The organism is Nocardia arthritidis NBRC 100137, from assembly GCF_001612765.1.
Classification (GTDB): domain Bacteria; phylum Actinomycetota; class Actinomycetes; order Mycobacteriales; family Mycobacteriaceae; genus Nocardia; species Nocardia arthritidis.
On sequence record NZ_BDBB01000054.1, the window covers coordinates 19,985 to 44,754 of the forward strand.

General features: G+C 67.0%; 19 protein-coding genes and 2 pseudogenes. 10 read left to right on the forward strand and 11 right to left on the reverse strand.

The genetic code is table 11. The features are described from left to right. The first annotated feature begins 2 nt into the window (after positions 1–2). The gene (locus NA8_RS28865) at positions 3–839 is read left to right on the forward strand and encodes an alpha/beta fold hydrolase (protein ID WP_063053475.1); all 837 of its coding nucleotides are present in this window, start codon (positions 3–5) and stop codon (positions 837–839) included. A 191-nt stretch (positions 840–1,030) separates the two neighbouring features. On the opposite strand, the gene NA8_RS28870 is transcribed toward NA8_RS28865, so the two are convergent. From NA8_RS28870 to NA8_RS28880, 3 genes are all read right to left on the reverse strand, one after another. Further along, positions 1,031–2,461 (reverse strand): S8 family peptidase, encoded by a 1,431-nt coding sequence (locus tag NA8_RS28870; protein WP_063053476.1) that lies wholly within the window; start codon positions 2,459–2,461, stop codon positions 1,031–1,033. 52 nt (positions 2,462–2,513) lie between these two features. Next, positions 2,514–3,110, reverse strand: a complete 597-nt coding sequence (locus NA8_RS28875; protein WP_063053477.1) for an HdeD family acid-resistance protein — start codon at positions 3,108–3,110, stop codon at positions 2,514–2,516. 315 nt (positions 3,111–3,425) lie between these two features. Next, a complete protein-coding gene (locus NA8_RS28880) occupies positions 3,426–4,379 on the reverse strand; it encodes a coiled-coil domain-containing protein (RefSeq protein WP_063053478.1) in 954 nt (317 codons plus the stop codon). 288 nt (positions 4,380–4,667) lie between these two features. Between NA8_RS28880 and NA8_RS28885 the strand changes: the two genes are divergently transcribed. Beyond that, the gene (locus NA8_RS28885; protein ID WP_063053479.1) at positions 4,668–5,810 is read left to right on the forward strand and encodes an epoxide hydrolase family protein; all 1,143 of its coding nucleotides are present in this window, start codon (positions 4,668–4,670) and stop codon (positions 5,808–5,810) included. Positions 5,811–6,025: 215 nt separating this feature from the next. After that, positions 6,026–6,634: pseudogene (locus tag NA8_RS28890) on the forward strand (Tn3 family transposase); the annotation flags it as partial. An 81-nt stretch (positions 6,635–6,715) separates the two neighbouring features. Here NA8_RS28890 and NA8_RS28895 read toward each other — a convergent pair. Together NA8_RS28895 and NA8_RS28900 are read right to left on the reverse strand one after the other, a co-directional pair. After that, a complete protein-coding gene (locus tag NA8_RS28895) occupies positions 6,716–7,579 on the reverse strand; it encodes a class I SAM-dependent methyltransferase (protein WP_063053497.1) in 864 nt (287 codons plus the stop codon). A 104-nt stretch (positions 7,580–7,683) separates the two neighbouring features. Next, positions 7,684–8,292, reverse strand: coding sequence for a helix-turn-helix transcriptional regulator (locus NA8_RS28900; RefSeq protein ID WP_174550152.1), 609 nt, complete (start codon positions 8,290–8,292; stop codon positions 7,684–7,686). A 93-nt stretch (positions 8,293–8,385) separates the two neighbouring features. Between NA8_RS28900 and NA8_RS28905 the strand changes: the two genes are divergently transcribed. From NA8_RS28905 to NA8_RS28915, 3 genes are all read left to right on the forward strand, one after another. Then, entirely contained in the window at positions 8,386–9,390 is a 1,005-nt protein-coding gene (locus NA8_RS28905) for an NAD(P)/FAD-dependent oxidoreductase (protein ID WP_063053499.1), read from the forward strand. Positions 9,391–9,493: 103 nt separating this feature from the next. Continuing rightward, entirely contained in the window at positions 9,494–11,092 is a 1,599-nt protein-coding gene (locus NA8_RS28910; RefSeq protein ID WP_063053481.1) for an MFS transporter, read from the forward strand. Between the two features lie 91 nt (positions 11,093–11,183). Continuing rightward, positions 11,184–11,375, forward strand: coding sequence for a hypothetical protein (locus tag NA8_RS28915; RefSeq protein ID WP_063053482.1), 192 nt, complete (start codon positions 11,184–11,186; stop codon positions 11,373–11,375). A 273-nt stretch (positions 11,376–11,648) separates the two neighbouring features. Here the strand turns inward: NA8_RS28915 and NA8_RS28920 are convergent. The 3 genes and pseudogenes from NA8_RS28920 to NA8_RS28930 all read right to left on the reverse strand — a co-directional run bounded on the left by NA8_RS28920 (position 11,649) and on the right by NA8_RS28930 (position 15,186). Beyond that, a pseudogene (locus tag NA8_RS28920) lies at positions 11,649–14,140 on the reverse strand (heavy metal translocating P-type ATPase). 4 nt (positions 14,141–14,144) lie between these two features. Continuing rightward, the gene (locus NA8_RS28925; protein WP_063053483.1) at positions 14,145–14,405 is read right to left on the reverse strand and encodes a hypothetical protein; all 261 of its coding nucleotides are present in this window, start codon (positions 14,403–14,405) and stop codon (positions 14,145–14,147) included. A gap of 487 nt (positions 14,406–14,892) precedes the next feature. Further along, positions 14,893–15,186, reverse strand: coding sequence for an SHOCT domain-containing protein (locus tag NA8_RS28930; RefSeq protein ID WP_063053484.1), 294 nt, complete (start codon positions 15,184–15,186; stop codon positions 14,893–14,895). Between the two features lie 1,376 nt (positions 15,187–16,562). On the opposite strand from NA8_RS28930, the gene NA8_RS28935 reads away from it, so the two are divergent. Further along, a complete protein-coding gene (locus tag NA8_RS28935; RefSeq protein ID WP_063053485.1) occupies positions 16,563–17,768 on the forward strand; it encodes a site-specific integrase in 1,206 nt (401 codons plus the stop codon). Positions 17,769–18,043: 275 nt separating this feature from the next. Here the strand turns inward: NA8_RS28935 and NA8_RS34135 are convergent, their stop codons facing one another. Then, positions 18,044–18,826, reverse strand: coding sequence for a hypothetical protein (locus NA8_RS34135; RefSeq protein ID WP_157106978.1), 783 nt, complete (start codon positions 18,824–18,826; stop codon positions 18,044–18,046). A 190-nt stretch (positions 18,827–19,016) separates the two neighbouring features. On the opposite strand from NA8_RS34135, the gene NA8_RS34140 reads away from it, so the two are divergent. Both NA8_RS34140 and ligD read left to right on the forward strand, forming a co-directional pair. Continuing rightward, complete coding sequence (locus NA8_RS34140; RefSeq protein ID WP_063053487.1) at positions 19,017–20,387, forward strand: ice-binding family protein; 1,371 nt, start codon at positions 19,017–19,019, stop codon at positions 20,385–20,387. 402 nt (positions 20,388–20,789) lie between these two features. Next, the gene (gene ligD / locus NA8_RS28950; RefSeq protein WP_063053488.1) at positions 20,790–21,731 is read left to right on the forward strand and encodes a non-homologous end-joining DNA ligase; all 942 of its coding nucleotides are present in this window, start codon (positions 20,790–20,792) and stop codon (positions 21,729–21,731) included. Between the two features lie 59 nt (positions 21,732–21,790). On the opposite strand, the gene NA8_RS35835 is transcribed toward ligD, so the two are convergent. Both NA8_RS35835 and NA8_RS28955 read right to left on the reverse strand, forming a co-directional pair. Further along, positions 21,791–22,177 (reverse strand): formyltransferase family protein, encoded by a 387-nt coding sequence (locus NA8_RS35835; protein WP_369690273.1) that lies wholly within the window; start codon positions 22,175–22,177, stop codon positions 21,791–21,793. Positions 22,178–22,320: 143 nt separating this feature from the next. Next, complete coding sequence (locus NA8_RS28955) at positions 22,321–23,736, reverse strand: amidase (RefSeq protein WP_063053489.1); 1,416 nt, start codon at positions 23,734–23,736, stop codon at positions 22,321–22,323. 42 nt (positions 23,737–23,778) lie between these two features. On the opposite strand from NA8_RS28955, the gene NA8_RS28960 reads away from it, so the two are divergent. Further along, entirely contained in the window at positions 23,779–24,384 is a 606-nt protein-coding gene (locus tag NA8_RS28960; RefSeq protein ID WP_063053490.1) for a TetR/AcrR family transcriptional regulator, read from the forward strand. Positions 24,385–24,770: the final 386 nt, after the last annotated feature.

Sequence of the window (24,770 nt, forward strand, 5' to 3'; positions counted from 1 at the left end):
CCATGAGATCCGGCACTCTGCAGGTCCCGGGAGCGACGCTGTACTACGAGGTGAGCGGCGCCGGGCCGGTGCTGCTGTTGCTGCCGGGCAGCGGAGGCGACGCGGCGGTCTTCGACCCCATCCTCGAGCCCCTCGCCCAGCACTTCACCGTGGTCACCATCGACCCGCGCGGTTACTCACGCAGCGTGCTCGAGCCGGGCCCGCCGGCCGACATCGAGGTCGGGGTGCAGAGCGAGGACGCCCACTTACTCCTCGAGCACCTCACACCCGCGGGCGAACACGCCTACGTCTTCGGCGGCAGCGGCGGCGCGGTGGTCGCGCTGGACCTGCTCGCCCGGCATCCCCAGCGATTGAGGCTGGTGATCGCGCACGAGCCGCCGTCTTTCGGCGTGCTGCCCGACGCCGCCGAGCACAAGGCGTTCGTGGAGGAAGTGTACGAATTGTTCGAGACCGAGGGTCTCGCCGCCGCGGGCGCGCGCTTTCTCGAGGGGATCGGCGGAGGTGTGCAGATGCCCGATGCCGCCCAGCTCTCACCGCGCGCGGCGGCGATGATCGAACGTCTGCACGCCAACGCGCCGCGCAACATGAGACACGAATTGCGCACGATCACTTCCCACATCCCGGACGTGGCGGCTTTGGAACCGGTCACCGACCGCCTTGTACTGGGGGCGGGCCGGGAAAGCAGAGGCAAACTCCCGTACCGTCCCGCCCAGACCCTCGCCGAGCGACTGAGCATCCCGCTGACCGAGTTCCCCGGCGGGCACAGCGGATTCACCGACGCGCCTGATGAATTCGTCCAGCTGATGCTCGAGTTGCTGCTGGCCGCCCGCGTGAACTGAGCACCGCGCGACAACCGGTCGGGCTCGGTCGGCGGGCTCGCCGCGGAATCCGGCAGGCGGTCAGCCACCACTCGCTTGGGTCCGCGCGACTGATTCCATTCCAGGCAATTATGTTCTCAGTGAATTCCACGAAGCGGAATCGGGTCTCGCTGCGTGGGTGTACAGGTGTTTCCGAGCGCCACCTCGACGGCTCACCGTGGCAGGATCATCGATTTCAGGTCCGGTAGGTTGCCGATGCGCTGGGTCACGGGCCGTTCCGGTGCATCGGTTTGTGGGGAGCCGGTTTCCCGCAGCCGAGTGCGCACCTCAGCGGGCGTCTTGCGTCCGGCCGCCGCAGCGCTCATGCCCTGGAAGCTCGTGACGGCGCCGACCACGATCGGGGACGCGCTGGAGGTTCCGCTGAACACGTCGGTGTACCAGAGGTCCTCGTCGGGACCGCCTTGCAGATCGCCGTACCCGGTGGTGGTCACTTCCAGACCCCACCCTTGCACGTCGATCCGTTCGCCGTAGTTGGAGAACGACAGACGCGAGCGAGGCGGGCCGTAGTCGCGCCCGTGGAAACCGGGCGGGGGTGCACCGGCTCCGACCATGATCGCCCCGGAGTCGGCCTCGCCACCGCGGAACGGATTGCGCCATGTGTTCGGGAACTCCGCGGGGCGGGTATCGTAGAGCGCGGCGTCGAGGTCTTCGCCGCCGTTGCCGCCCGCCGCCACCACGACGACGCCCTTGCCGATCGCGTACCGGATCGCCGCGAAGTCGTCGGGCCACCACTCGATCGCGATGTAGCCACGCTGATCCGGCCGGTTGGCATAGGCGAAACGCGGTCCGGGCCGGTGCAGTTCGAGCAGCAGCACGTCGCCGGGGTTCAGCGTATCCGCGGCCGAGCGGATCGCGGCCGCCGATCCGGTTCCGAAGATCGACACCGCGCGGATGTATGCCTCGGGCACGATGCCGGTGATGCCGTAGGCATTCACGTCACCGCTGATCACACCGGCGACCGCCGTGCCGTGGTCGCGCCAGCCCTGCTGCGGTGAGGGGCTGCCACCGATCACACCCCCCTGGTTGACCTGCAAGTCCTCGTGGGTGAACCGCCACGCGCCCTCGACATCCACCACTCGCACGCCGGTCCCCCGGCCCCCGGGAACCGTCCAGGCCCACCGCGCGTCGATGCCCTGCGGCGCGGCGTCCAGATACCCCTGCCGCACGGCGAAATCCGGCGTCACCGGTGGCGCCTCGGCCGCGGAGCGGCCCGTGATCGCTCGAACGCCCTCCGGTGCGATCGGCGGTTCGGCGGGCGGCTTCACATACGCTGCCGCTACCTCGTCGGCGGCACGCAACCGCGCGGCCAGCTCGTCGAGTTCGCCGGTGACACCACCGAGATAGAAGTAGTTCAGATATTCCGCACCGGTCCCCAAGTCGGGGCTACCGGCGAGCCGGCGTTCCAAGCGGTTGGCCGGTCCGAAGATGCGCACCAGTTCCGCGCCGCGGGGCAGCAATTCCTCCAGACGCGCTTGCGTGCTGTGACTGTCGCGCAGAGCGATCGGCGTGATCGCGGTGTCCGCGCCGCGGGTGACCACGATCAGCTCCGCGGGCGACCGTATCTCGGAATGCTGGGATGCCATGGCGCCCAGTCAACCCGGATAACGCACGGCTCGCCACCGGTGGGTGCCGGTGTCAGCCGTCAAGGCGTATGGTCGCCACCATGCCCGGCATCGCGACAGCGCCGCGCCGGGTACCCGCGGCGAACCATGCCTCCATTGTCCCGATCGCGAGCAGGCATGGTCCGGCCACCCAGCCGAGTGCGTCCGGTGAGTCGAACGGCACCGCGCCCACCAGCACGCCGAGCGCCAGCGTGACCAGTCCGAACAGCTCTTGCCGTCCACGTCCGGGCAGGTCGTCGACCCATACCGCGACGGTGGCGTGACAGATCCCGCGGATCGCCCACGCCAATCCGATCCAGAACGACAGCAGCAGAGTCGAATTCCCACCCGCGAAGCACAGCATCGCCAGCAGCGCCGACAGCCCGCCACTGACCAGCACCAGCATTCGCAGCGCGGTGACGAAGCGGGCGCCGATCGCGACCACCAGCTGTAGGACACCGTTGAGCAGCAGGTAGCCGCCGGACAGCAGTTCCGCTGTCGGCAGCGACTTGTGCGGCCACACCGTCAGGGCCACACCCATGATCATCGAGCAGGCACCGGCCACCAGTACCGTCTGCCGGGCTGTGCCGGCCAGTGGTTCCGTACGCCCTCCGATCTCGGTTTCGGGCATAGCTACATGATATGACCGAAGCGGCGGTTAGCGACTCGTTTGCCCCATCACGGCCTCCTCGTCGCCCCGCACCGGGAGCGCAGACGAAGGTCGCCGTATCCGAATTGCCTGGTGAGCGAGAGGAATACGCTGGCGGTAGTGGCGCCCTCGTCGAGTCGCCATGGTGCACCGACCCGACCGGCGCTCCCGCCTCGACAGACGCGCCCGAACCCGCTGAGAGGCGATGGACCCGTACGACATGGTCACCTGTGGCCGCAGGGGACGCGCCCTCCCGCGCCAAGCCGAATCCCTTTGCGAGACAGAGCGTGCCAGCCATCAGACCTCGTCGGGTGGCGCCGGTTCGGTAGCGGGTGATTTGCGGCGAGTTTCGGCGAGGAGTTCGTCGAGTTGGGCTTCGGCGCGTTCGGCGCGGGCGAGGGTCTGCGCGCGGGCCTCATCGAGCGCTTCCAGACGCTGGGCGGCTTCCGCGCGCACTTTGTCCAGCGCCGCGGCGGCTTCGGCTCGGGCGGCGGCGAGTTCGGCCGCGGCGGTGCGGCGGGTTTCGGCGAGCTCGGCGCGGGTGGCGTCGAGCTCGGCGCGCACCCTGCGCCATTCGGCTCTCGCCTCGTCCGCGGCTTCGGCTCGCTCGGCGGCGGCTCGTTCGGCTCGTTCAGCCGTTCTTTCGGCGTCCGCCGCGCGCTGCACGGCGAGGTCGCGTTCGGAGTGGGCGGCCGCGACCAGGGCCGACGCTTCACGCCGGGCGTTCTCGATATCGGTCTCCGCGCGGCGTTCGGCGCGCTGGACTTGCTCTGCGGCTTCTTGTTCGACGCGTTCGGCGTGCTCGGTGGACTCGCGTCGCACGCCGCGGATCTCGGCTTCCGCGGCGCTGCGGGCGGCGAAGACGTCGTCGGCCGCCTGCTTGGTGACGCGTTCGACTTCGCGCAGCGCGTCCTCGCGCGCCGTATTTGCCTCGGCGATCAGCGCTTCGGCTTGCTCGGCGGCGCTCGCGGCGTCGTCGGCGGCGGATTCGGCGAGTTCCCGAGCCTCCTGTGCCTCCCGCCGCGCCTGCTCGGCCGCCACGGCCGCGCCCTCTGCCTCGGCGATCCGCCGTGCCGCGTCCACCTGCACCGCCTGCACCTGCGCCTCGGCGATCGCCGGGTCGGCCAGCGTGGACAATTCCGCGACGGCGGCATTCAGCGTGGTGTTCAACTGTTCGGCCAGTCCTCGGAACTGGGTGAGCAGCTCATCGGCTCGCAGTCGCGCGATGGTCACCGGCCCCGGTTTCGTCACTGTGACGGTAGCGGACGCGGCCTGCGATTCCTGTTGCTGCCGTTGCCGTTCCCGCCACGCGCGCCAGCGCGTGTGATCGGCCCGGTCGCAGTACTCCGAGGGACGGCCAGGCCCTGCCGCGCTCGTGATAGGACGAGAACAACCCGGGTAGTTGCACACCTTCGACACCGCAGAATCGTAGCCCCGGGGGGCGTCGAATCCTGACCCGCCGCCTGACGCCCCCCGGTGTTTCCCATCCTCTAAAACCTAGGGCCGGGGTTGTCCTAGGTAGGTCGTAGTTTGATTCTCATGAGCACAGAGATCACCCCCTTCCGGATCGACGTCCCCCAAGAGCAGCTCGACGACTTGAATCGGCGGCTCGACGCCACCCGCTGGACCGACGACGATCCCGAGGCGGGGTGGGCGCAGGGCATCCCGCTGGACTACACCAGAGAACTGGTCGGCTATTGGCGCAGCACCTACGATTGGCGCGCCCAGGAGGCCCGGCTCAACACCTTCCCCCAGTTCCGTACCGAGATCGACGGCCACGACGTGCACTTCCTCCACGTCCGCTCGCCCGAACCCGACGCTCTGCCGCTGGTGCTCACACACGGATGGCCCGGATCTATCGTGGAATTCCTCGAGGTGATCGGGCCGCTGACCGACCCGGTGGCGCACGGCGGCAACGCGCAGGACGCGTTCCACGTCGTCGTGCCGACCATCCCCGGGTACGGGTTCTCCGGGCCCGCGGTCGGTTGGTCGACCGCGCGGGCCGCGCGGGCATGGGCGGAGCTGATGCGCCGCCTCGGCTACGACCGCTACGGCGCACACGGCGAAGACACCGGTGCCGCGATCTCCCGGCAGCTGGCGGTGATCGACGCCGAGCACCTGGTCGCGGTGCATCTGACGATGATCGCCTCCGCCACTGTCACCGCCGAGACCGCCGACCCCGACAACCCAGCCGAACAGCGAGCCGTCGAACTGGCTCGCCGCGCTCAGTACGAACTCGGCGCCTACGCGATGCTGCAGGCCAGTCGCCCCCAAACGCTGTCCTACGCGCTCGCCGACTCACCGGTGGGGCAATTGGCCTGGATCGTCGAGCGATTCAAGGACTGGACCGACTCCACCGACGCACCCGAGGACGCCGTCGACCGTGACGCGATGCTGACCAACGTCATGATCTACTGGCTCAACGCCACCGCGGGCTCGTCGGCGCGCTACTACTACGAAGGCGCCGCCACCTGGGGAGTGCCCGAACCCGAGACCGATGTGCCGGTCGCCGTGGCAGTCATGCCGCACGACCTCGGCATCCCGGTCCGCCGCATCGCCGAACGAAATCACAACATCGTGCGCTGGACCGAATTCGAGCGTGGCGGCCACTTCGCCGCCATGGAAGAACCCGACCTCATCGTCGACGACCTGCGCGCGACGTTCCGCGCATACCGCAAATAGATACCGAGTCTCCGCCTTCCGCGGCGGCGCCCGTCTTGGTCGTGTGCGAAATCTCTCAGCAGAGGCTGCTCGATCGGCCCGACCACTGACGCGATGGCTCTTTCGGCAGCCCACATCCTGACCCCCGATAAGTGAACCTTATCGGGTGTCAGGATGCGCGCCGCACCCCCATCAGCCGGCATTAAATATGTTTCGTAGCGTTTGATGTGACGAAACGAAATTACAACGGAAAGTATCGAAAACTGGGTACCCCCGGACTGTGGCCGGCTCGGTCGGCGCGCCGAATTTGCCGCCTGGTCGACAAACCTGCCGACCCTGCCCGTGCACTGGCCGCGCTCACCGGCGAGTGGCAGGAGGCGGTCGGCGAACTCGAGCAGATGCTCGCCACCGGTGACGGGCTGGTGCGCCTGGATGAGGACGGTGATCTGGTGATCTCACCGCTGCCCGCCGAAGACATCCCGACCGAGGCCATCGCGTCGAAGGCCGAGCTGACCGACATGCTGCCGCTCGTGTCGCTGCTGATCGAGCTCGACAAACGCACCGGATACCTGGACTGCTTCACCCACGCGGACGGCAAACATGCCCGCAGCCCGGAGCTGAAACGCAACCTCATCGCGGTGCTGCCGGCCTCGTCGACCAATCTGGGGTCGACCCGCATGTCTGAAGCGTCCGGGATCTCCTACGACATCCTGGCGTGGACGGAGGAATGGTATGTGCGGGGGGAGACGCCGCGGGCGGCGAACCTGGCGCTCATCGGCTATCACCAAAGACTGCCGCTCACAGCGGCTTCGTCGGTGACCTCGTACGGGAATTCGTTGGGGCGGGCGGGGTTTGGTAGGCCCACCGCTCTCGGCACACATGCGCGGTCGTCGCCAGCTGGACCATCGGGTTGCTGACTTGACCGGTCAGCTGGTGCGGCGGGCGGCCCAGGCCGTGCGTTCGGTGCGCAGGGCGAGGTCGTCGTGGCGCAGGATGCTGTGTGGGCTGCCGGTATCGAGCAGCCGGTCGAGCGCGGTGAGGTCCTCGGTTGAGATCGTGCCGGTATCGCCGTGGCGTAACCGCTGCAGAACGGCGAGCGCGTAGCGGCCGACGGCTGGAGTCCGCGAGCCCTCGATGTTGACGGTGAAAGTGCGCACACCTTCAACGGTGAATCCGGCAGAGGTCAGCATCGGACCCCAGTCGGCGCCACGGTGGGACACGTGCTCGGCGTGGAAGTGGGCGGTCGCGGCATGGCACCGCTCTTCGAGGCCGGGCCGATCGGCGGGCCCGGTCTCCGGCAGGAACCGCGGCAGTCCCGCCAGCTCGACGACGGCGAACAGGCCGCCGGGCGCGAGTGCGTCGTGGACCTTGCCCAACGCTCGGACAGGGTCGGCCATGTGGTGCATCGAGGCCGAGGCCCAGACCAGGTCAGGCGTGCCGAGGTCGGGCCAGTCGGCAGCGTCGAGGTCGGCCGCAATGGTGTCCACACGCTCGAGTTCCCCGGTGGCGCAGGCCTTATCGCGTAGTCGACGGAGGTGTTCGACGGAGGAGTCGACCGCAGTGATATGCGCGTCAGGGAAGTGCGCGAGGAGGGTGAACGTGCCGGCGCCCGTGCCGGCGCCCAAGTCCACGATTGAGCGTGGCGCTGCCTGGACGGGCAGCCATGCCGCGATAGCGGTGGTGTACTCGGCGAGGAGTTCCGCATCCAGATCGAGGATCTCGACTTGGCCGTTGGAGTCCGCGACATGGGTGGTCGCGTGGTGGGTTCTGCTCGAATGTGTGTGGGCCATGTCCACCACGCTATGACGCCATGCGTAAATAGCAAGCAATCTCCCACTATGCGCAAGCATTGGGTTGTCGAGAGTGCCGCACACGCAAGTGTGCGGCTGCGCGATCAGGTACAGGAGCCGTCGCCTGCGCGGTCCTCGCTTTGCCCTCCCTCGCTGTCGCGTTGGTGGCCTCGGCGGGCGTCGCGGTCGAAGATGCCGAGGATTTCGCACGGGCCGCCTTCTGTGCCGATGGCGTGCGGCAGCATGGTGGGGAACTCGGCAGCCTGGTTGGTCTCCACGCGGAACCGCCGGTGGCCCAGCATGAGGATCGCGGTGCCGGACAGGACGACAAGCCACTCCCGGCCGGGGTGCGCGCGCATGCGGGCGGGATTGTCCGGCGGAAGTTCGGTCATCCGCTGGCGCACGACGCTCATGCCCGGTTCGCCCTTGATCGACCAGCGCATGAGACCGTGCGCGGCGTCGATCATCGGACTGATGATGACATCGTCGGCGGCGGTCTCCACCAGCTGATCCAGCGTGGTGTCCAGCGCGCGGGCGAGGGTGACCAGCTGATCGAGCGCCAGCCGCCGCTGGCCGTTCTCGATGCGGGAGAGGCTGGACTGGCTCAGGTGCGCGCGGGTGGCTAGTTCTTCCAGGGACCAGCCCTGCGCCACACGTAAGGCGCGGATGCGTTTGCGTACGAGGCTGTCCAATTCACCATCTTCTTGCGTCATGGGCAATATTGTATGCCTTTGATGCAAGGTGCGGTTATGGTCGCTCGCAGACGTCCAGAACAGCTGGACCAGGCGTGCATGAAGGGTAAAAGCATGGCGGAGAACGCATTCACCTACGCATCCGACACACTGCCCGACGAGACCATCGACGTCGTGGTGATCGGCGGGGGCGCCGCGGGCCTCAACGGTGCGCTGATGCTGGCCCGCTCCCGTCGTTCGGTCGTCGTTATCGACAGCGGCGACCCCCGCAACGCGCCCGCCGAAGCAATGCACGGCTTCCTCGTGCTCGACGGCACCCCACCCGCGCAGCTACTCGAGCGAGGTCGCCAGCAGGTGCGCCACTACGGCGGCCAGGTCGTGTACGCGACCGTGGCTTCCACCGCGCCGGCCGACCCGTCCGCCGACGGTGACCTGCGGTTCACCGTTGCCCTGACCGACGGCCGCACCCTGACCGCCCGCCGTGTGCTGGTGGCTACTGGACTGCGCGATGTGCTGCCCGACGTACCCGGCTTGGGGCAGCATTGGGGGCACAGCGTGGTGCACTGCCCGTACTGCCACGGCTGGGAGGTACGCGACGAGCCCATCGGCATCATCGCCACCGGACCAGGCTCGATCCATCACGCGCTGCTGTTCCGCCAGTTGACCGACGACCTGATCTATTTCACCGGCGACACCGACCTCGACGACGACACCCGCGCGCGCTTCGCCGCCCGCCACATCACGGTCGTCGACACCCCGGTGGCCGAGGTCGTCACCGCCGCCGACGGCACGCTCACCGGTGTCCGGTTGACCGACGGCCAGGTCGTTACCCGCCATGTCCTCGCCGTCGCCACCCACATGCGGGCCCGCACTGCGGGCCTGGAAGAACTCGAGTTGCCGATGGAGGACCTGCCCGACAACATGGGCCGCCGGTTCTCCTCCGGTATGGCCGGAACCACCGACGTGCCCGGCGTGTGGCTGGCCGGCAATGCCACCGACCTGAGCGCCCAGGTCGGCGCATCCGCGGCGGCCGGTGCACTGGCCGGCGCCCACATCAACGCCGTGCTCGCCACCGCGGACACCGACGCGGCACTGGCCACGATGCGGGCCACCACCTGACGGATCGTCCCGCGAGCCCGCCCCGAGTCGATTTCCCCAGTCCCCCGGCGACCGGACGCTGCCCCGGCGCCGACTTCGGCATGCCCATTTTCGAGAGGAATCCATGAGTACCAACCAACCCGCACACGCGGTGCCCGCCACGAACGGTGGCGGTGTCACACCGGATGCCGGTCAGCTGCGCACCATCCTGATCGCGGTCTCGATTGCGCTGATGGCTGTCATCGCGTCGGTGGCCGGGCTCAATGTCGCCCAGACCCAGATGGCTGTCGAGTTCGGCGCCTCGCAGAACACCATTCTGTGGATCATCAACATCTACACCCTCACCCTGGCCGCCCTTCTGCTGCCACTCGGCGCCGTCGGCGACCGAATGGGCCGCAAACCCATGCTCGTCGCCGGTCTTGCCGTTTTCGGCGTCGCCAACGTCGTGGCGGGCCTTGCTCCGAACGCCGAGGTGATGCTCGGTGCGCGCGTGGCGGGTGGCATCGGCGCGGCCATGATCATGCCCATCACCCTTGCGGTGATCACCTCCACCTTCCCCGAAGAGCAGCGCGGCAAAGCGATCGGTGTGTGGACCGGCGTCGCCGGAGGCGGCGGCATCCTGGGCATGTTCCTGTCCGCACTGCTCGTCGACGTCGCCGACTGGCGCTGGCTGTTCGTCCTTCCCGCGGCTCTGGTCATCGCAGCCCTGGCCACGGCGCTCAAAGCCGTGCCGAACTCTCACGAGCACTCCTCACATGCCTTCGACACCGTCGGGGCGCTGATCTCCGTCGTCGCCGTGGTCGGTCTCATCTTCGTCCTGCAAGAAGGCCCCGAACGAGGCTGGACCGCACCCGCGACACTGATCAGCCTCATCGTGGGCCTCATCGCCACCGTCGGATTCGTGGCATGGGAACTGCGACGCCGCGACGCGGCACTACTGGATGTCCGCCTCTTCGGTGAGCGCGGCCTGGCCGGCGGCTCGATCACGCTGCTGGTCGTCTTCGGTGTCCAAGCCGGCATCGCCGTGGTGCTGTTCCCGTTCTTCCAGGCGGTGCTCGGCTGGTCGGGCCTGCTGGCCACGCTGGCGCTGATGCCCATGGCCGTGGCGATGATGATGACCTCCGGCCTGGCCTCAAAGTCGGCCGAGCGCATCGGCTCCCGCACGACCATGGCGATCGGCATCGCAGTGGGCGGCGTCGGCCTGGCGCAAATGGCCGGGTTCGCCTCCGTCGACGGCGGCTACCTGTCCATCCTGCCCGGCATCCTCGCCATGGGAATCGGCATGGGCCTGGCGATGACTCCCTCTACTCAGGCCATCACCAGCTCTCTGCCACGAGAGAAGCAGGGTGTCGCCTCCGCTCTCAACGACGTCACCCGCGAATTCGGCACCGCACTCGGTGTCGCCCTACTCGGCGCCCTCGTGGCCACCGGCTACCGCAACGCCATCAACGGCAAGCTCGACGGCATCCCGCAGGACACCGCGAACACCGCACGCGAAGGCATCGCCAATGCCGTCAACGCCGCCGACGGTGCAGGCTCTCACGCACAACAGCTGATCCAGGCTGCACAGCAATCCTTCGTCGACGGTTGGCAGCAGGCCATGTGGGTGGGCGTCGGCGTCATGGGTGCCCTGTTCCTCTACATCCTCACGGTCGGCCCGAAGAACACCCTCGCCTACCCAGCGCAGGATGCCGAAGCGCCCGAGCCCATCGCATCGCGCTGACCACGCAACAACCTACAGCCATCCCTCGGTTGACGTGCGGGCCCGGGCAACGCCAGCCCGGTACCTGAACCACCTGCGCACCCGCGAGGGCATGGCCAAGGCCCGCGCGAAAGGCCGCCTCGAGGGCAAACAGCCGAAACTGCCTCTCGCAGCACGGAAAACGATCCACCGCCGCTACCACGACCCCGGCGACGACGCGAGCCTGGCCGACCTGGCCGAGGAATACAGCGTCGGCCGCTCCACCATCCACCGCATCATCAGCGGCACTGCGCCACGGACATAGCGCCCACGGCGTTCATGTACCCGGTGCCCGGCATCCCCCGAACCACTTGACATCGCGGCTGGTCAAGCCATTGTCGTTGTTTTCCGCACGATTACTACCGGAACCCCCACACCCAGGAACGACGCCGTGGTCATCACCACCACAAGGAGATGAGCAGCGATGGATCTCGAGCCGGACCGGACTCTGCACACGATCACTCGACGTCTCTACGAGGTGGTGGCCCGGGCACCGCCATTTCTCGGTCGGTCGGCCCTCGAATCCGGCCGCTGTGCCCTACGCGATCGCCGCGTTTGCCTCGGGTGTTCCGGTGTGGGCGGGTTTCGGTGTGGGGAGGCGGAGTCGTTTCAGAGCGAGGGCGTTGACGGCGACGATGAGGCTGGATCCGGACATGGACAGGGCGGCGATCTCCGGGCGAAGCATCAGGCCGAAAGCGGGTTCGAAGACGCCGGCAGCGATGGGCAGGGCGATGGTGTTGTAGCCGATGGCCCAGGCCAGATTCTGGCGCATTTTGCCCAGTGTGCCGCGGCCGATGCGCAGGGCGGTGGGCACGTCGAGCGGGTCGGAGCGCATGAGCACGACATCGGCGGTTTCGATGGCGACGTCGGTGCCGGCGCCGATCGCGATGCCCAGATCGGCCTGGGCCAGGGCGGGCGCGTCGTTGACGCCGTCGCCGACCATGGCGACCTGGCGGCCGCTGCGTTGTAGTTCGGCGATCTCGGCGGCTTTGTCGCCGGGCAGTACTTCGGCGATGACGGTGTCGATGCCGAGCCGCTCGGCGATGCGCCTGGCGGTGGCTTCGTTGTCGCCGGTGAGCATGACCACCTCGACGCCGAGATCATGCAGCGCGGCGACGGCCGCGGGTGAGGTTTCGCGGGGCGCATCGGCGATGCTGATGACCGCTGCGGCCTTGCCGTCCACGGCGGCGATCACCGCGGTGCGTCCGGTGGCGGCCAGTTCGTCGCGGCGGGCGGCCAGCGCGCCGAGGTCGATGCCCTCTTTCTCGGCCAGCCGCCGGTTGCCGACGACGACACGGCGCCCTCTACCTCGGCGATAGCGCCGTGGCCTGGAACGTTCTCGAACTCTTTTGCCCGAACTCGGCTCACGTTCAGGGTTTCCGCGTGCCGGACGACGGCTTGGGCGAGGGAGTGTTCGGATTCGCGTTCCACTGCGGCGACCAGGCGCAGCACCTCGGCTTCGCCGATGCCGTCGGTGATGACATCGGTGACCTCGGGCTCGCCCTTGGTGAGAGTTCCGGTCTTGTCCATCACCACCACCTGGATGCGGGCCGAGGTCTCGAGCGCCATCGCGTTCTTGAACAGCACACCGCGTTTGGCGCCGAGCCCGGTGCCGACCATGATCGCGGTAGGTGTGGCCAGCCCGAGGGCGTCGGGGCAGGTGATGACCACGACGGTGATGGCGAAAAGGATCGCTGCGGAGAACGGACGGTCGGACAACAGCAGCCAGGCTGCGAGCGTGCCGCCACCGCCGACCAGGGCGACGAGCACCAGCCAGAACGCTGCCTTGTCGGCCAGGCGCTGGCCGGGGGCCTTCGAATTCTGAGCTTCCTGAACAAGTTTCACGATCTGTGCCAGCGCGGTGTCCGCGCCGACTCTGGTAGCGCGCACCCGCAGGGTGCCGTTGGCGTTGATGGTGGCGCCGATGACCGTCGAGCCGGGGGCTTTGTGCACCGGCAGGCTCTCGCCGGTGACCATGGATTCGTCGACCTCGCTGTCACCGTCCTCCACGACCCCGTCGACGGCGATCTTCCCGCCCGGACGCACCAGCAGCAGATCACCGACCACGACCTCGGCGGTGGGGATCTCGACGGGTTCGCCGTCGCGCAGCACCAGCGCTTTCGGTGGCGCGAGGTCGAGCAGGGTGCGGACGGCGTCGTTGGCGCCGCCGCGGGCGCGCATCTCGAACCAGTGCCCGAGCAGCACGAACGCGGCCAGCACGGTGGCGGCCTCGTAGAACACTTCGCCGCCACCGGTCAACGTGATCACGAGCGAGTACAGCCAACCGGAGCCGATCGCGACCGCGACCAGCACCATCATGTCCAGCGTGCGGGCCCGCAATGCCCGCACAGCCCCATCGAAGAATATCCACGACGAGTAGAAGATGACCGGCAGGCTCAGCAACAACGCCCAGATGTCTTCACGCAGACCGAACGGCACCGAAACGTGCAGCCCCAGCACGTCGCGGCCGATCGGCGACCAGATCACGATCGGGATCGAGAACAACAACGCGACCAGGAACCGGTTGCGCATGTCGGCCACCATGGATGCCATCGACATTCCCGCATGCCCGCCGTGGCCCATCGCCTCGTGCGGTGAACGCAGGTCTCCGGCACCGGCCGGGTGCTCGGTGTGAGCAAGGGCCGCCATAGTGTGGCCGACCTCGTCGATTGGCTCCGCAGTTGCCAGCTGACCAGCATGTCCGGCGTGGATGTGGTGCGCGTCGTCGGTGGGTGGGTCCGGCTCGGTCAGCGGGTCGCAGATGTGGGCGGGCACCGACCGACCGGCGCAGTGGTAGCCGCATTCGATCACCCAGTCCCGCAGCGCCGCAATTGTGGTCTGTGTCTGGTCGTAGACCACGATGGCGGTCTGCGCCACCGGGTTGACCTCGACTCGATGTACGCCGGGGCGGCGGGCGAGCCGGGCGACGACAACGTTCTGCTCCGAGGCGAACAGCAAGCCTCGCACATCGAGCACGGCGGTGGCACGTTCCTTCGGTGTGTGTAGATGGGTATCGGGATGGGGTGCCACGGGATCACTCCTCCAAAGGCCGTAGTCGACGGTATTGGTTGCGGGACAGTGTTTCGGTGCGGGATGGGCGTGCGGAGCGGGCCACGACCGCCAGACCGGCCACGACGATGACGTCGCCGATCACGCCGACGAGGGTGAGCGGCTCATCGAGCACCACCACCCCGAGGACCACACCGACAACGGGAACCAGCAGCGTCCACGCCGTGACCGCGGTGAGCGAGGCCCGGCACACGCGATCGTGGTGGGCGGTCCCCGCACCGCCCACGCGCTTCCCGCCAGCACGGTGCCACCGAGCACGAACTGCCAGGCGCCCAACGCCAGCAAATCGATGCCGGACAACCGTCGCGCCAGCAGGACGCCCACCGCGATGCCGAACGCCGCCAACACCGCCAGATCAGCGCCACGACCACCACCCGACGGCGCCGCGACGATCACCAGACCACCGAATCGACCAACGTTGACATGAGCAGTCGACCATGATCAATGGGTGGGCTCGGCCACAGTCCGACGCCGCAGGTGTCGTGTCCGATGCCGAGGTAAGGGGATCGAATCGCTGGCAGCGCTGGGTCATCGGAAGCCACTCCACGCACGGCCGGGAGCTCATCGAATGGTGAGAGCTTCCGGCTAAGCGCCGCGAGCGGTGGTGTCGTCGCCGTCTCCCACGCCAAACTCCTCATTGCCGGAGGGTTGGAGGGGGGTGGTCTGCGCCGGGCGGACTGTCATGGCACCCTCCGAGTAGTACTCGGCCCTTACTACCGGTCGCCGCCGCTCTTCGTACCCGGTCCGGAACCGATGCCGCCGCGCAATGTAGCCAATCGCTGGTGGTATTCGTCGGCATCGATCTCACCGCGGGCGAATCGCTCGGCCAGCACCTGCTCGGCACTCGGGCGCACGATCGGCGCGCCGCCGACCGGCGCGGACGGCTGGGCCAGGTACCGGACCGTCAGAATCACCCCGGCGATCACCAGCGCCCAGAACAACACCATCCCGACCGTCATGAGCCCGTAACCCCACCCGCTCATCCCGTCGCCATACCAGAACATCATCGTGCACTCCTCGATCGATACGAACTCACCGCTGTCGTCGCGACATCCCCCATCCCGCTGTCGTGTCGGCCGGAGCGAGCGCTCCGTACTCCCTACGGTCCGCGTCGCCGAGCGCGGCCGGTAGAGACCAGGTGCCCTTCCGGCGCATCCGAAGGTCCCTACCCCAGGCCGGTATCACCGAGCGGACTTCATGCATTCGCTGCCGCCCGCTGCCACTGCAGGCGCGAGCTCGGCAAACAGGGAACGGATGCGAGCGCTTGCGACTGTCGACCCGGCCGGCGCAATGCGCCGACAACACCGAATCCGAGACTCCACCGCCGAACCGCGCCGCCGCTCCTCACACCGCAAACACCATCTGCCTGGTCGACGTCTGCGGACGAACAGTCAACGAGCACTCTTCTCACCGACGAAGATGCTGCCATTCGCCAGCTACTCACCGGGCGAATGAGCAAGTCCGCCTACCGGATACAGATGCAGGATTTGGCGCGCCGCAACGGGCGAACCTCCCGACCGCCACCCTGATCGACAGATACGACGGCCACCACCCGCACAGCCAGCACGATGATCAGCGTTGATCGTGCCATCGACCGCAGCACCTTGTCAGCGACGCATGCCGCGGTCGAACCAGGGGACGCATCGGTCGTGACACCACCATCGCGCACGGCCCGGGAGCCGCGCCGGGTGTGTCACATCGGCTGCCCCATCATCGGGCAACCACCCATCAGGCTGCACATCCATTGGCACAACATGTGCATGGGGTTCATATCGTCGATTTCCTTCTCGTCGATCGATCCGGCCGCAAGGGCCGGCCCGCAGGGGTTGGACCTGCCGGTGTCCTCGATGTTGCCTCGTCAATACGCCGCATGGATAGGGACCTTTAGCGGTCGGATGGAGGTCCTTCGGCGTCGCTGGAGGCGCCCTCGTCCCATCCTCGGGAACCGGTGTGCGTACCGGATGCCCCAGGGAAGCCGGAGCGCCTATGACCGCCGTGGCGGCGGTCCCGGCGCCGCCACGGACGGCGCTGTGGCCGTTTGTGCGGTACTGGCCATCGGCAGAATCATGAGACCAACAGCGGCACCCGTTTTCGCGCGCGAAGCGGCACGCCGACATCAACAGACTGCCCGGTAATCCGACACCTCATATGAGGAACAGCGATGATGACACCAGGAACACGAGATGTCGAACCCCAGCTCAGCACACAACGGGGCCTCGACACCGTCCGCCATCGCGGAACTCGAGCGGTTCGAAGCCGAAGGTCGTCCGGAACGTGGCACCTTCTGATCGTGGGCATGCCCGCGGGTGTCGTAGGCTGATTTCTCGCGCCGGACGTTCCGGCGCGGACAGCCGAACACCGATATGAACGCGGGAGCCGAGCCATGGACGATCGTTCCAGCGTGGTCGCGGTTCCCGAGTCGGTGCGCACCGAGTTGCGCCGTGGTGTGCGCAGCGTACTGGTCGACGCCGCGGCGTTGCGGCTGGTGCGCGATCGCTTCGACGACGACCAAGCCGGTTCGCTGCGCCGCTATCTGGAAGCGTCCCAATCGGCGAACACGTTGCGCGCCTACCGCACCGACTGGGTGGCCTGGTCGGCGTGGTGCACCACCGAGGGCCGCCAGGCACTGCCCGCCGACGCGCTGGATGTCGCCGTCTACTTGGCCGCCGCCGCCGACGCACGCCGCGACACCGGCGGATGGGCGTTCAGTCCGGCGACGCTGGAACGCAAGTCGGCCGCCATCGCCGCGGTGCACGCGGCCAACGGCTTGCCGTCGCCGACGCGGTCGGATGTGGTACGCCTGACGCTGCGCGGTATCCGCCGTACCCGCCGCACACAGCCCAAACGCAAACGCCCCGTCTTGCTGCACACCCTCGACCAACTGCTCGGCGGGCTCCCCGAACCGGGCTGGCCCACCGAACCCGCCCGCCGCCGGGATGCGCTCGCACTGCTCGTCGGTTTCGCCGGCGCGTTGCGCCGCAGCGAACTGGCCGGTTTGCGCATAGGGGACGTCGAGGTGGGCCTCGACCACACGACCGGCGAACCTATCCTGCTGATCCGGCTGCCCGCGACGAAGACCGACCCGACCGGCGCCGCGGAGCAGCGCGTGGCCCTCCCGCGCGGCCACCGCCCCGCCACCTGCCCGGTCTGCGCCTTCGCCGATTGGTTGCGGCTGCGCGAAAGACACGCCGCCGCAGGGACTGTCGGTGTCCGCGCCTGGCTCGCCGACCTTGCGGCGCGGTCGGCCGACATCCACCGTTGCCACGGCTTCACCGGCACCACGCTCTCCGACGCGGATCTTCCCCTATTCCCCACCATCACCCGGCACGGTGCCATCGGAGACCACGCGATGTCCGGACGCGCGGTCGCCGAACTCGTCAAGCGTTATGCCGCCCGCGCCGGGCTCGACCCCGACCTGTTCTCCGGTCATTCGCTGCGCGCCGGATTCGCCACCCAGGCCGCGCTCGGCGGCGCCAGCGACCGCGAGATCATGCGCCAGGGCCGCTGGTCCAACCCGCGCACCGTCCACGGCTACATTCGCACCGCCAACCCGCTGGAGGACAACGCGGTCACCAAGCTCGGATTGTGAGCTCGGGTAGGCGCATGGCGGCCGAGACATCGCACGGTTTCGCGATGCGGATACGGTGAACACCCCCCACACCGCCCCGCGGACGACGAAGAACATGGTCGAGGGCATGTTCACCGACTTCCGCACCCGGGCGCGAGACACCTTGCGCGCCACGCGTTGAAGAAGCCCACTCGGACAAGCGGGCGGTCGGAGGCGTATCTGCCGATCCACGCTTGTCAAGCCCCTCATCACTGGGCAAACTCCACCTCCACCGCCAGCTACCAAACAGTTACGCTTCACCAACTGATGACGCGGTTCTTGCCGCACCTGGTTCTGATCGAAAATCTTGGGCGCAGTTGGTCCTGAATCGCGACATCACCTGGCGGAGTGCGATTTTTGAGATTTCGAATCGGCATCATTATGTGGCAGGTGCTCGCTCGAATCTCGCGCCGCCCACCGAACAGGGACAGGACGACGGGCCACACCTCGTCCACCCTGCGCTCGGCAGGATCTTCCGCACCAACGTCGGCGTATCCGATAAGGATCAAAGTCGGCGACAACGAATACCTCACACCGGACTCGGAGACCCGGCACCGGCGAATGTCCGTGGTCGTCGCGTCGTTGTCCGGTTCGGTGCGATAGCCCGAACTGGTGATGAAGACAGCTAATTTGTCGCACTTCAGCCGAGGTGGGAACTCGCGGTATTCGTTCCGCCGGGGCGCTGGCACGGTGGATACGTCATCCCAGCTCGGACGGTGGCCTACATGCTGAAACCGAAGCAGTGCCATGGGCTCTCGTCCGCCTGGAACGGAAGCTACGCGAGTCCGGTAGCGCCGCCGCATGAGGTCCTGTGCACCGTCGTCGAGATAGCCGACGCCGACTTCGCTTCCCACCAGCCGGATCTCTATCGAATCCGCCCCCGATACTCCGCCACGCACCGACTCCTGTCCGGTACCGGGATCGGAAACAACCCAGCCCAACCGATACCTCGATTCGCGATCGACCGGCACCGGATTTCGTAAACAAACCCAGGCACGCGAGATGGAAGGCGGTGCGTCGAAGCCGGGCGACAAGGTCACACCTGGTGTCCAGCTTCCCAATAGCTAACGGCAGAAGCCGAAAACGGACAAGACCGGACGAAAACGGACTGCTGATGCATTGTCAAGCGTCGCCACCAGAGGCTAACTGGAATAAGCGGCATAACGGATTGCCAGGCTTGTGCTGCTGTGTGAGAACCTTTTTCACGTTTTCTGAATAGAAGGTAAGGAAATGGCACCTGTCATCACCTCGCTGAATCCGTCTTTCGGTCCTCCAGCGGGTCTCAACTCTGTAATCATCAACGGCTCCGGATTCGCCAATGTCGGTCCTTTGACTGTCCGGTTCGGCACGAACGCAACGACGTTCGCCATCAACTCCGATACCCAGATCACGGCCATCGCCCCGCCTGGCACCGGCACGGTGGACGTCACCGTACAGGCATTGCTGGACGGCACGAGCAACCCGATGCCCTACACCTACGGTGGTGGGCTTCCTACCTTGAGCAGCATCAATCCGGCTTCGGGGTCGGCGTCGGGTGGTACGACGGTCGTGCTCACCGGCACGAACTTGACCGGCGCCACCGCAGTGAGTTTCGGTGGGACACCGGCAACCTCGTTCACGGTCAACTCGCCGACACAGATCACGGCGGTGGCACCTGCTCATACAGCTGGGACGGTGCAGGTCACCGTCACCACCGCGGTTGGCACCAGTAACGGTGTCTCCTACACCTATATCGCGGTGCCGACTCTCGTCAGTGTCACTCCGAACTCGGGGCCGCCCAGCGGTGGGACAGTGGTTGTGCTCACCGGCACAGGCCTGACCGGCGCCACCGCAGTGAGTTTCGGTGGGACACCGGCGACCTTGTTCACCGTCAACTCCGACACCCAGATCACCGTGCTCACCCCAGCGCATGCAGCTGGGACGGTGCAGGTCACCGTCACCACCCCCGGCGGAACCAGCAACGGTGTCTCCTACACCTACGCTTCGGGTCTGGCGCCGGTCAATTTGGGGACAGCCTCGTCGTTCGCGGTGCTGGGTGCCTCGACGGTCACCAACGCCGGAGCCACGGCCATCACCGGGAACCTGGGCGTCAGCCCGGGCACCGCAGTGACCGGATTCCCGCCGGGAACGGTGACCGGCGGAGCGATCCATGCCGGGGACTTGGTCGCGGCACAGGCACACACCGATTTGCTGGCTGCCTACCTCGACGCGGCGGGCCGCACGCCCACCGCTTTCGTGGTCGCCGATCTCGCCGGGCAAACCCTGACCTCCGGGGTGTACAAGGCAGTTGGCGGGATCGGTCTCAACGGCACCGTCACCCTCGACGGGCAAGGTAATCCGAACGCGGTGTTCATCTTCCAGGCCGGGTCGACACTCATCACCGGGGCGAACAGTGTGGTCAACCTCATCAACGGTGCCACCGCGAACAACGTGTTCTGGCAAGTCGGTAGCTCGGCCACACTGGGCGCCAACACCAACTTCGCCGGCAATATCCTGACCTTCACCTCGGACACGGTGTCAGCCGGCACCACCGTGAACGGGAGCGTCCTGGCCCTCAACGGCGCGATCACCCTCGACACCAACACCATCACGGCAGCCTGAGCCCGACCCAGAAAGGATCTCAACCCCTGTCCGCGCGCCTTTGGCGCGCGGACAGGCGCGTATCGGGCGCGGGCGAGGGCTACACAGTCCGGGCCCGCTGTTACGGAGTGTGGGAAACATCGGTGCGAAGAGTCGCGCTGCGGAGGTCGCCGCAGATGAGGCTCACCGCCTTGGCGGCAATCGGCCGGAAGGCAGGGTCGTTAGACGGGCACGGAACATCGCGACGGCGGGCCTGAACCCACACCGGACAACAGAGAAGATAACCAGCAGATCGCGAAACGCGACGAGGTGGAGACAAATCGTTGATGACGCGACGCGAAACGCCAGGTTATACGGGTTGTCTTATTAAATCTACCCGGGATCAGCAGATATGCTGAATGTGTGCTGTCAGCGCCTGCGCCGATGTTGGCCGTCTCCGGACGGCCACCGCAGGAACGCGGCAGGTGGGCATTCGAGATGAAATGGGACGGTATTCGTGCGATCGCGCGGTGCCGGGACGGGGACTGCCGACTCTACAGTCGCAACAATCGCGATCTCAGTGGCTCGTTTCCCGAACTCACGGCGGTGCTGGCGGATATGGGCGAGCGCGGCGAGCTGATTCTCGACGGGGAGATCGTCGCACCCGATCCGAAGACGGGGGCGCCGTCGTTCGCTCGCTTGCAGCGGCGGATGCATGTGGTTGCGCCCAGTGCGGAGTTGCTGCGTGGATTCCCGGTGCAATATCTCGCGTTCGATCTGCTGGTCGTCGAGGATGCGTCCATCATGAATCTGTCCTATACCGAGCGCCGCGAACGCTTGGCCGGACTCGCGCTCGACCGGCCGCTTGCCCGGACACCGCCGTATTACGCGGATGTCGATCCGACTGTCTTGATGGAGGTCGCCCGCGAGCACGGCCTGGAGGGAATCGTCGCCAAGCGTCTGGATTCCGCCTACTATCCCGGCCGCCGCTCCCCCTTGTGGATCAAGACGCCGCTGCGGAGGACGACGGAGGTCGTCGTCGCGGGTTGGCTGCCCGGCACGGGGCGTTTCTCCACGACGTTCGGTTCGCTCGCGCTCGGCGCCTACGACGACCACGACCAGTTGGTACATATCGGCAACGTCGGCACCGGATGGACAATGCACGATCGTCGCGCCCTGCAAGCGCGGCTGAACGAGTTGTCCCGCCCGGACACCCCTTTCGACGTCCCCCCGCCGCGCGTGGTCGCCGCATCCGCGCACTGGGTGGAGCCCGTTCTCGTCGCCGACATCGAATATCGCGAAGCCACCCCCGATGGCCTGCGCCACCCCAGCTGGCGCGGATTGCGCCCGGACAAGACCCCACACGAGGCGAAAATGCCTTTATAGGATCAGATGCAACACTGTATTGCTGATTGATCCCACCGTTTCTGCTGGTAGATCACTCGTCAGAGTAGTGCACTCGGCGATCTCGATGCAGATGACCGCACGGTCGCCTTCCCGACGGACAAGCTCTGTGCTGGAGCTGTACGCCACGCCCGCCGGGCACGTGCCATCGATGCGGACGTCATACCGGCATCAAATCCCTGCCTGCCATACATGCCTTGTCCGCCGTGGCGGGGCAGCAACGTGGGATGGACGTTGATGATGCGGACGGCGAATTCCGCTCCGGTGCGCGGCCCGATCTTCTTCAGGTATCCGGCGGTCACCTGATGACCAGCACGATTCGGAACCGTGCGCCCCACCGGAGGGAAGCGCGGTGCAGCGCACGCAGATTGGCGCCGGATCGATGACGATGTGATGGCATATATCAGCCCGGCGCACAGCGAGAACATCTTCGGGCGATCGAGGTCGACATCGGCGCCGAACTCGCCCAGCTCGGACCCACCGGATATCAGCCCCTACGAGTCCGCGACACTCTCTTCTGATCATGCGCATGTCTGGGCAGCCCCGCACATCGTATGCCGATGTGCGTGCTTCACTGTCCGGCCGCTATCGGGTTGATCGGGGTCAGTACTCCCAAGCGTTGCTCGATGGCACTTGCGGCGGTCAGGCACAGGTCTTCCCGATACATCCGGCCGATGACCTGAACACCCTGAGGTAGCCCGCCGATCACACCAGCCGGAACAGCTACCGCTGGAACTCCTACCAGGGTGGTGGCCGTGCACAAGCGCAACGGGCTCATCATTCGCTCCTGCTCGTCCGCGTCGAGCGGAACAGACGGTGGTGGCGGCAATTCGGTGTAAACCGGTCCGAGCAATAGTGGATACCGGTCGAGGAACTGCGTCCATACACGCTGCACACCCAGCCTGGCGGCGGTCAGCTGGATGTAGCCGGACAGGTCTGATGGTGGTTGCCGGCGCATCATCAACTCCATGTGCAGGCGACTGGTTGTGCTGAGCAGCGGCCGCAGTGTGGGCCAGGCCAAAGAGAATTCGGTGCTGATCAATCCGGAATAGGCTGCCAGCGCTTCGGCCAGTGCGGGTACCTCCACGTCTTCGATCCGGTAACCGGCATCGGCCAAGGCGTCCGCCGCATCGGCCAATCCGGCGCGCACGTCGGGATGCATTCGGTCACCATCGAGATCGGTCACCAGCCCGACCGTGACGGGGCCGCTCAGCGGCGGCCCGTCCGGCGGTGCGGGAACGGCCCTGGGATCTTGCGCGTCGGCACCGGCGAGTACGTCGAACGCCAGCCGCAGATCCGCAACCGACCGAGCGAGTGGACCGTCGACCGGGAACAGTTGTGACGCCAGTGTCGGTTCGCGACCACTGATTCGGTGGTCCGCGGCGAATCGCCCGTAGGTGGGTTTGAGTGCGGTGATCCCATTGAATGTCGCCGGATTGCGTAGCGAGCCACCAGAATCGTTGCCTAGTCCCAGCGGCGCCATGCCTGTGGCTACCGCTGCACCGTCGCCACCACTCGTCCCACCCGGTGTCCGACCATCCGGATCCCACGGGTTGCGCGTATCGCCGTAAAGCGTGCTCGTTGTGTGCAGACCGGCAATCGTCAGATCAGGCAGGTTGGTTCGGCCGATAGCGATCGCCCCAGCCGCGCGCAATCGGCGCACCGGTGGCGCATCAGCGGCGGCCACCAGGTTCCGCATGGCCGGCACACCCATCGTCGTGGCCGAGCCCGCGACATGGATGTTCTCCTTCACCGTGAACGGGACTCCGGCCAGCGGCCCCACCGCTTCGCCCGCCGCGCGCCGCCGGTCGATCGTGCGTGCGGCGTCGAGGGCGCCGTCGGCCAGCACGTTCGTTACCGCGTTCACTGCCGGATTGACCGCATCGATCCTGGCCAGATGCGCTCTGACCACCTCGACTGCGCTGATCTCGCCCGCAGCCACGGCCACAGCGACCTGCGCGGCGGTCGCCTCGTATAGATGCTCCACACCAGGAAATATACATAGCTGTATTCAGATACACTTTTGAATATGAATCAGCGTCCCAGCCGCGAGGAGAGGCGGCGGCAGACCCGTGACCGGCTGCTCGACGCCGCCGCGGAGTTGTTCGGCGAACGGGGTGTCAACGGCACCTCGGTAGAGCAGATAGCCGAACGCGCCGGATACTCCAGAGGAGCCTTCTACGGCAACTTCGCGGACAAGCATGAACTCACACTCGAACTCCTCACCCGACGAACGCAGCGCGAGCTCGACGAAGTCGCCGGACTCGACCACGCCAACCGGGAACCGTTGCGCGAGTTCAATCGCACCCGTGCTCGCCACCTCGACGAATGGCTGGCGCTACGGCTCGAACTCGTACTCCATATCCTGCGCAACCCCCAACTGCGATCACGCTTGGCCGACCGCGAACTCACCGCCCGCCACGCCATCGCCACTGGAATCACCCACGAATTGCCGCATCCTCCAGCGGATCCCGCTTTCCTGGCGCTAATAGTGCACGCCCTCGAAGATGGCCTTCTGGTTCAGAAGCTACTGACCCCCGACGGGATCCCCGACGATATCGTCGTCGACGCCTACGACTTGTTGATCGCCGCATGGGCGGCATTGGCCGAGAAGGATTCCAGGCCAGCGCAATAACCCAGCGCTGAGCGGGATCGCGGTTCAGGCCGAATACTCTTCTGTCGCATGCCGCCGGGGGCGTGATGGGTCAGAAACGAACGATTCCGACCCACACCGCCCCTTACCCATGGCGACTAACGAATCCGCAGGTCGGCGAAACCCGCCAGCGGGTCGTCGTGTCATCTGCACGGCGCGTTCCAGGCCAAGCCCCTCCTACCGAAGCCGCGCAGGCTCCGCCGAGACGACACCTACTCGGCCGCTCCCGGACGGGAGGTTCGCGACCTACCCGGCTGATCGCGCGGAAGGGCTTCCGACGAACACTGGAACTCACATCATCGGGGGGCGCGATCGGGCCCGGCCACTGCGAACATCCCCTGTCCGGGGCGTGACGCACCACCAGAGCC

Bases quoted from the DNA above. Each gene is read 5' to 3' on its own strand.
- NA8_RS28865 (WP_063053475.1), top strand. From the start codon at position 3: ATGAGATCCGGCACTCTGCAGGTCCCGGGAGCGACGCTGTACTACGAG.
- NA8_RS28870 (WP_063053476.1), bottom strand. From the start codon at position 2,461: ATGGCATCCCAGCATTCCGAGATACGGTCGCCCGCGGAGCTGATCGTG.
- NA8_RS28875 (WP_063053477.1), bottom strand. From the start codon at position 3,110: ATGCCCGAAACCGAGATCGGAGGGCGTACGGAACCACTGGCCGGCACA.
- NA8_RS28885 (WP_063053479.1), top strand. From the start codon at position 4,668: ATGAGCACAGAGATCACCCCCTTCCGGATCGACGTCCCCCAAGAGCAG.
- NA8_RS28895 (WP_063053497.1), bottom strand. From the start codon at position 7,579: ATGGCCCACACACATTCGAGCAGAACCCACCACGCGACCACCCATGTC.
- NA8_RS28900 (WP_174550152.1), bottom strand. From the start codon at position 8,292: ATGACGCAAGAAGATGGTGAATTGGACAGCCTCGTACGCAAACGCATC.
- NA8_RS28905 (WP_063053499.1), top strand. From the start codon at position 8,386: ATGGCGGAGAACGCATTCACCTACGCATCCGACACACTGCCCGACGAG.
- NA8_RS28910 (WP_063053481.1), top strand. From the start codon at position 9,494: ATGAGTACCAACCAACCCGCACACGCGGTGCCCGCCACGAACGGTGGC.
- NA8_RS28915 (WP_063053482.1), top strand. From the start codon at position 11,184: ATGGCCAAGGCCCGCGCGAAAGGCCGCCTCGAGGGCAAACAGCCGAAA.
- NA8_RS28930 (WP_063053484.1), bottom strand. From the start codon at position 15,186: ATGATGTTCTGGTATGGCGACGGGATGAGCGGGTGGGGTTACGGGCTC.
- NA8_RS28935 (WP_063053485.1), top strand. From the start codon at position 16,563: ATGGACGATCGTTCCAGCGTGGTCGCGGTTCCCGAGTCGGTGCGCACC.
- NA8_RS34140 (WP_063053487.1), top strand. From the start codon at position 19,017: ATGGCACCTGTCATCACCTCGCTGAATCCGTCTTTCGGTCCTCCAGCG.
- ligD (WP_063053488.1), top strand. From the start codon at position 20,790: ATGTTGGCCGTCTCCGGACGGCCACCGCAGGAACGCGGCAGGTGGGCA.
- NA8_RS35835 (WP_369690273.1), bottom strand. From the start codon at position 22,177: ATGTTCTCGCTGTGCGCCGGGCTGATATATGCCATCACATCGTCATCG.
- NA8_RS28960 (WP_063053490.1), top strand. From the start codon at position 23,779: ATGAATCAGCGTCCCAGCCGCGAGGAGAGGCGGCGGCAGACCCGTGAC.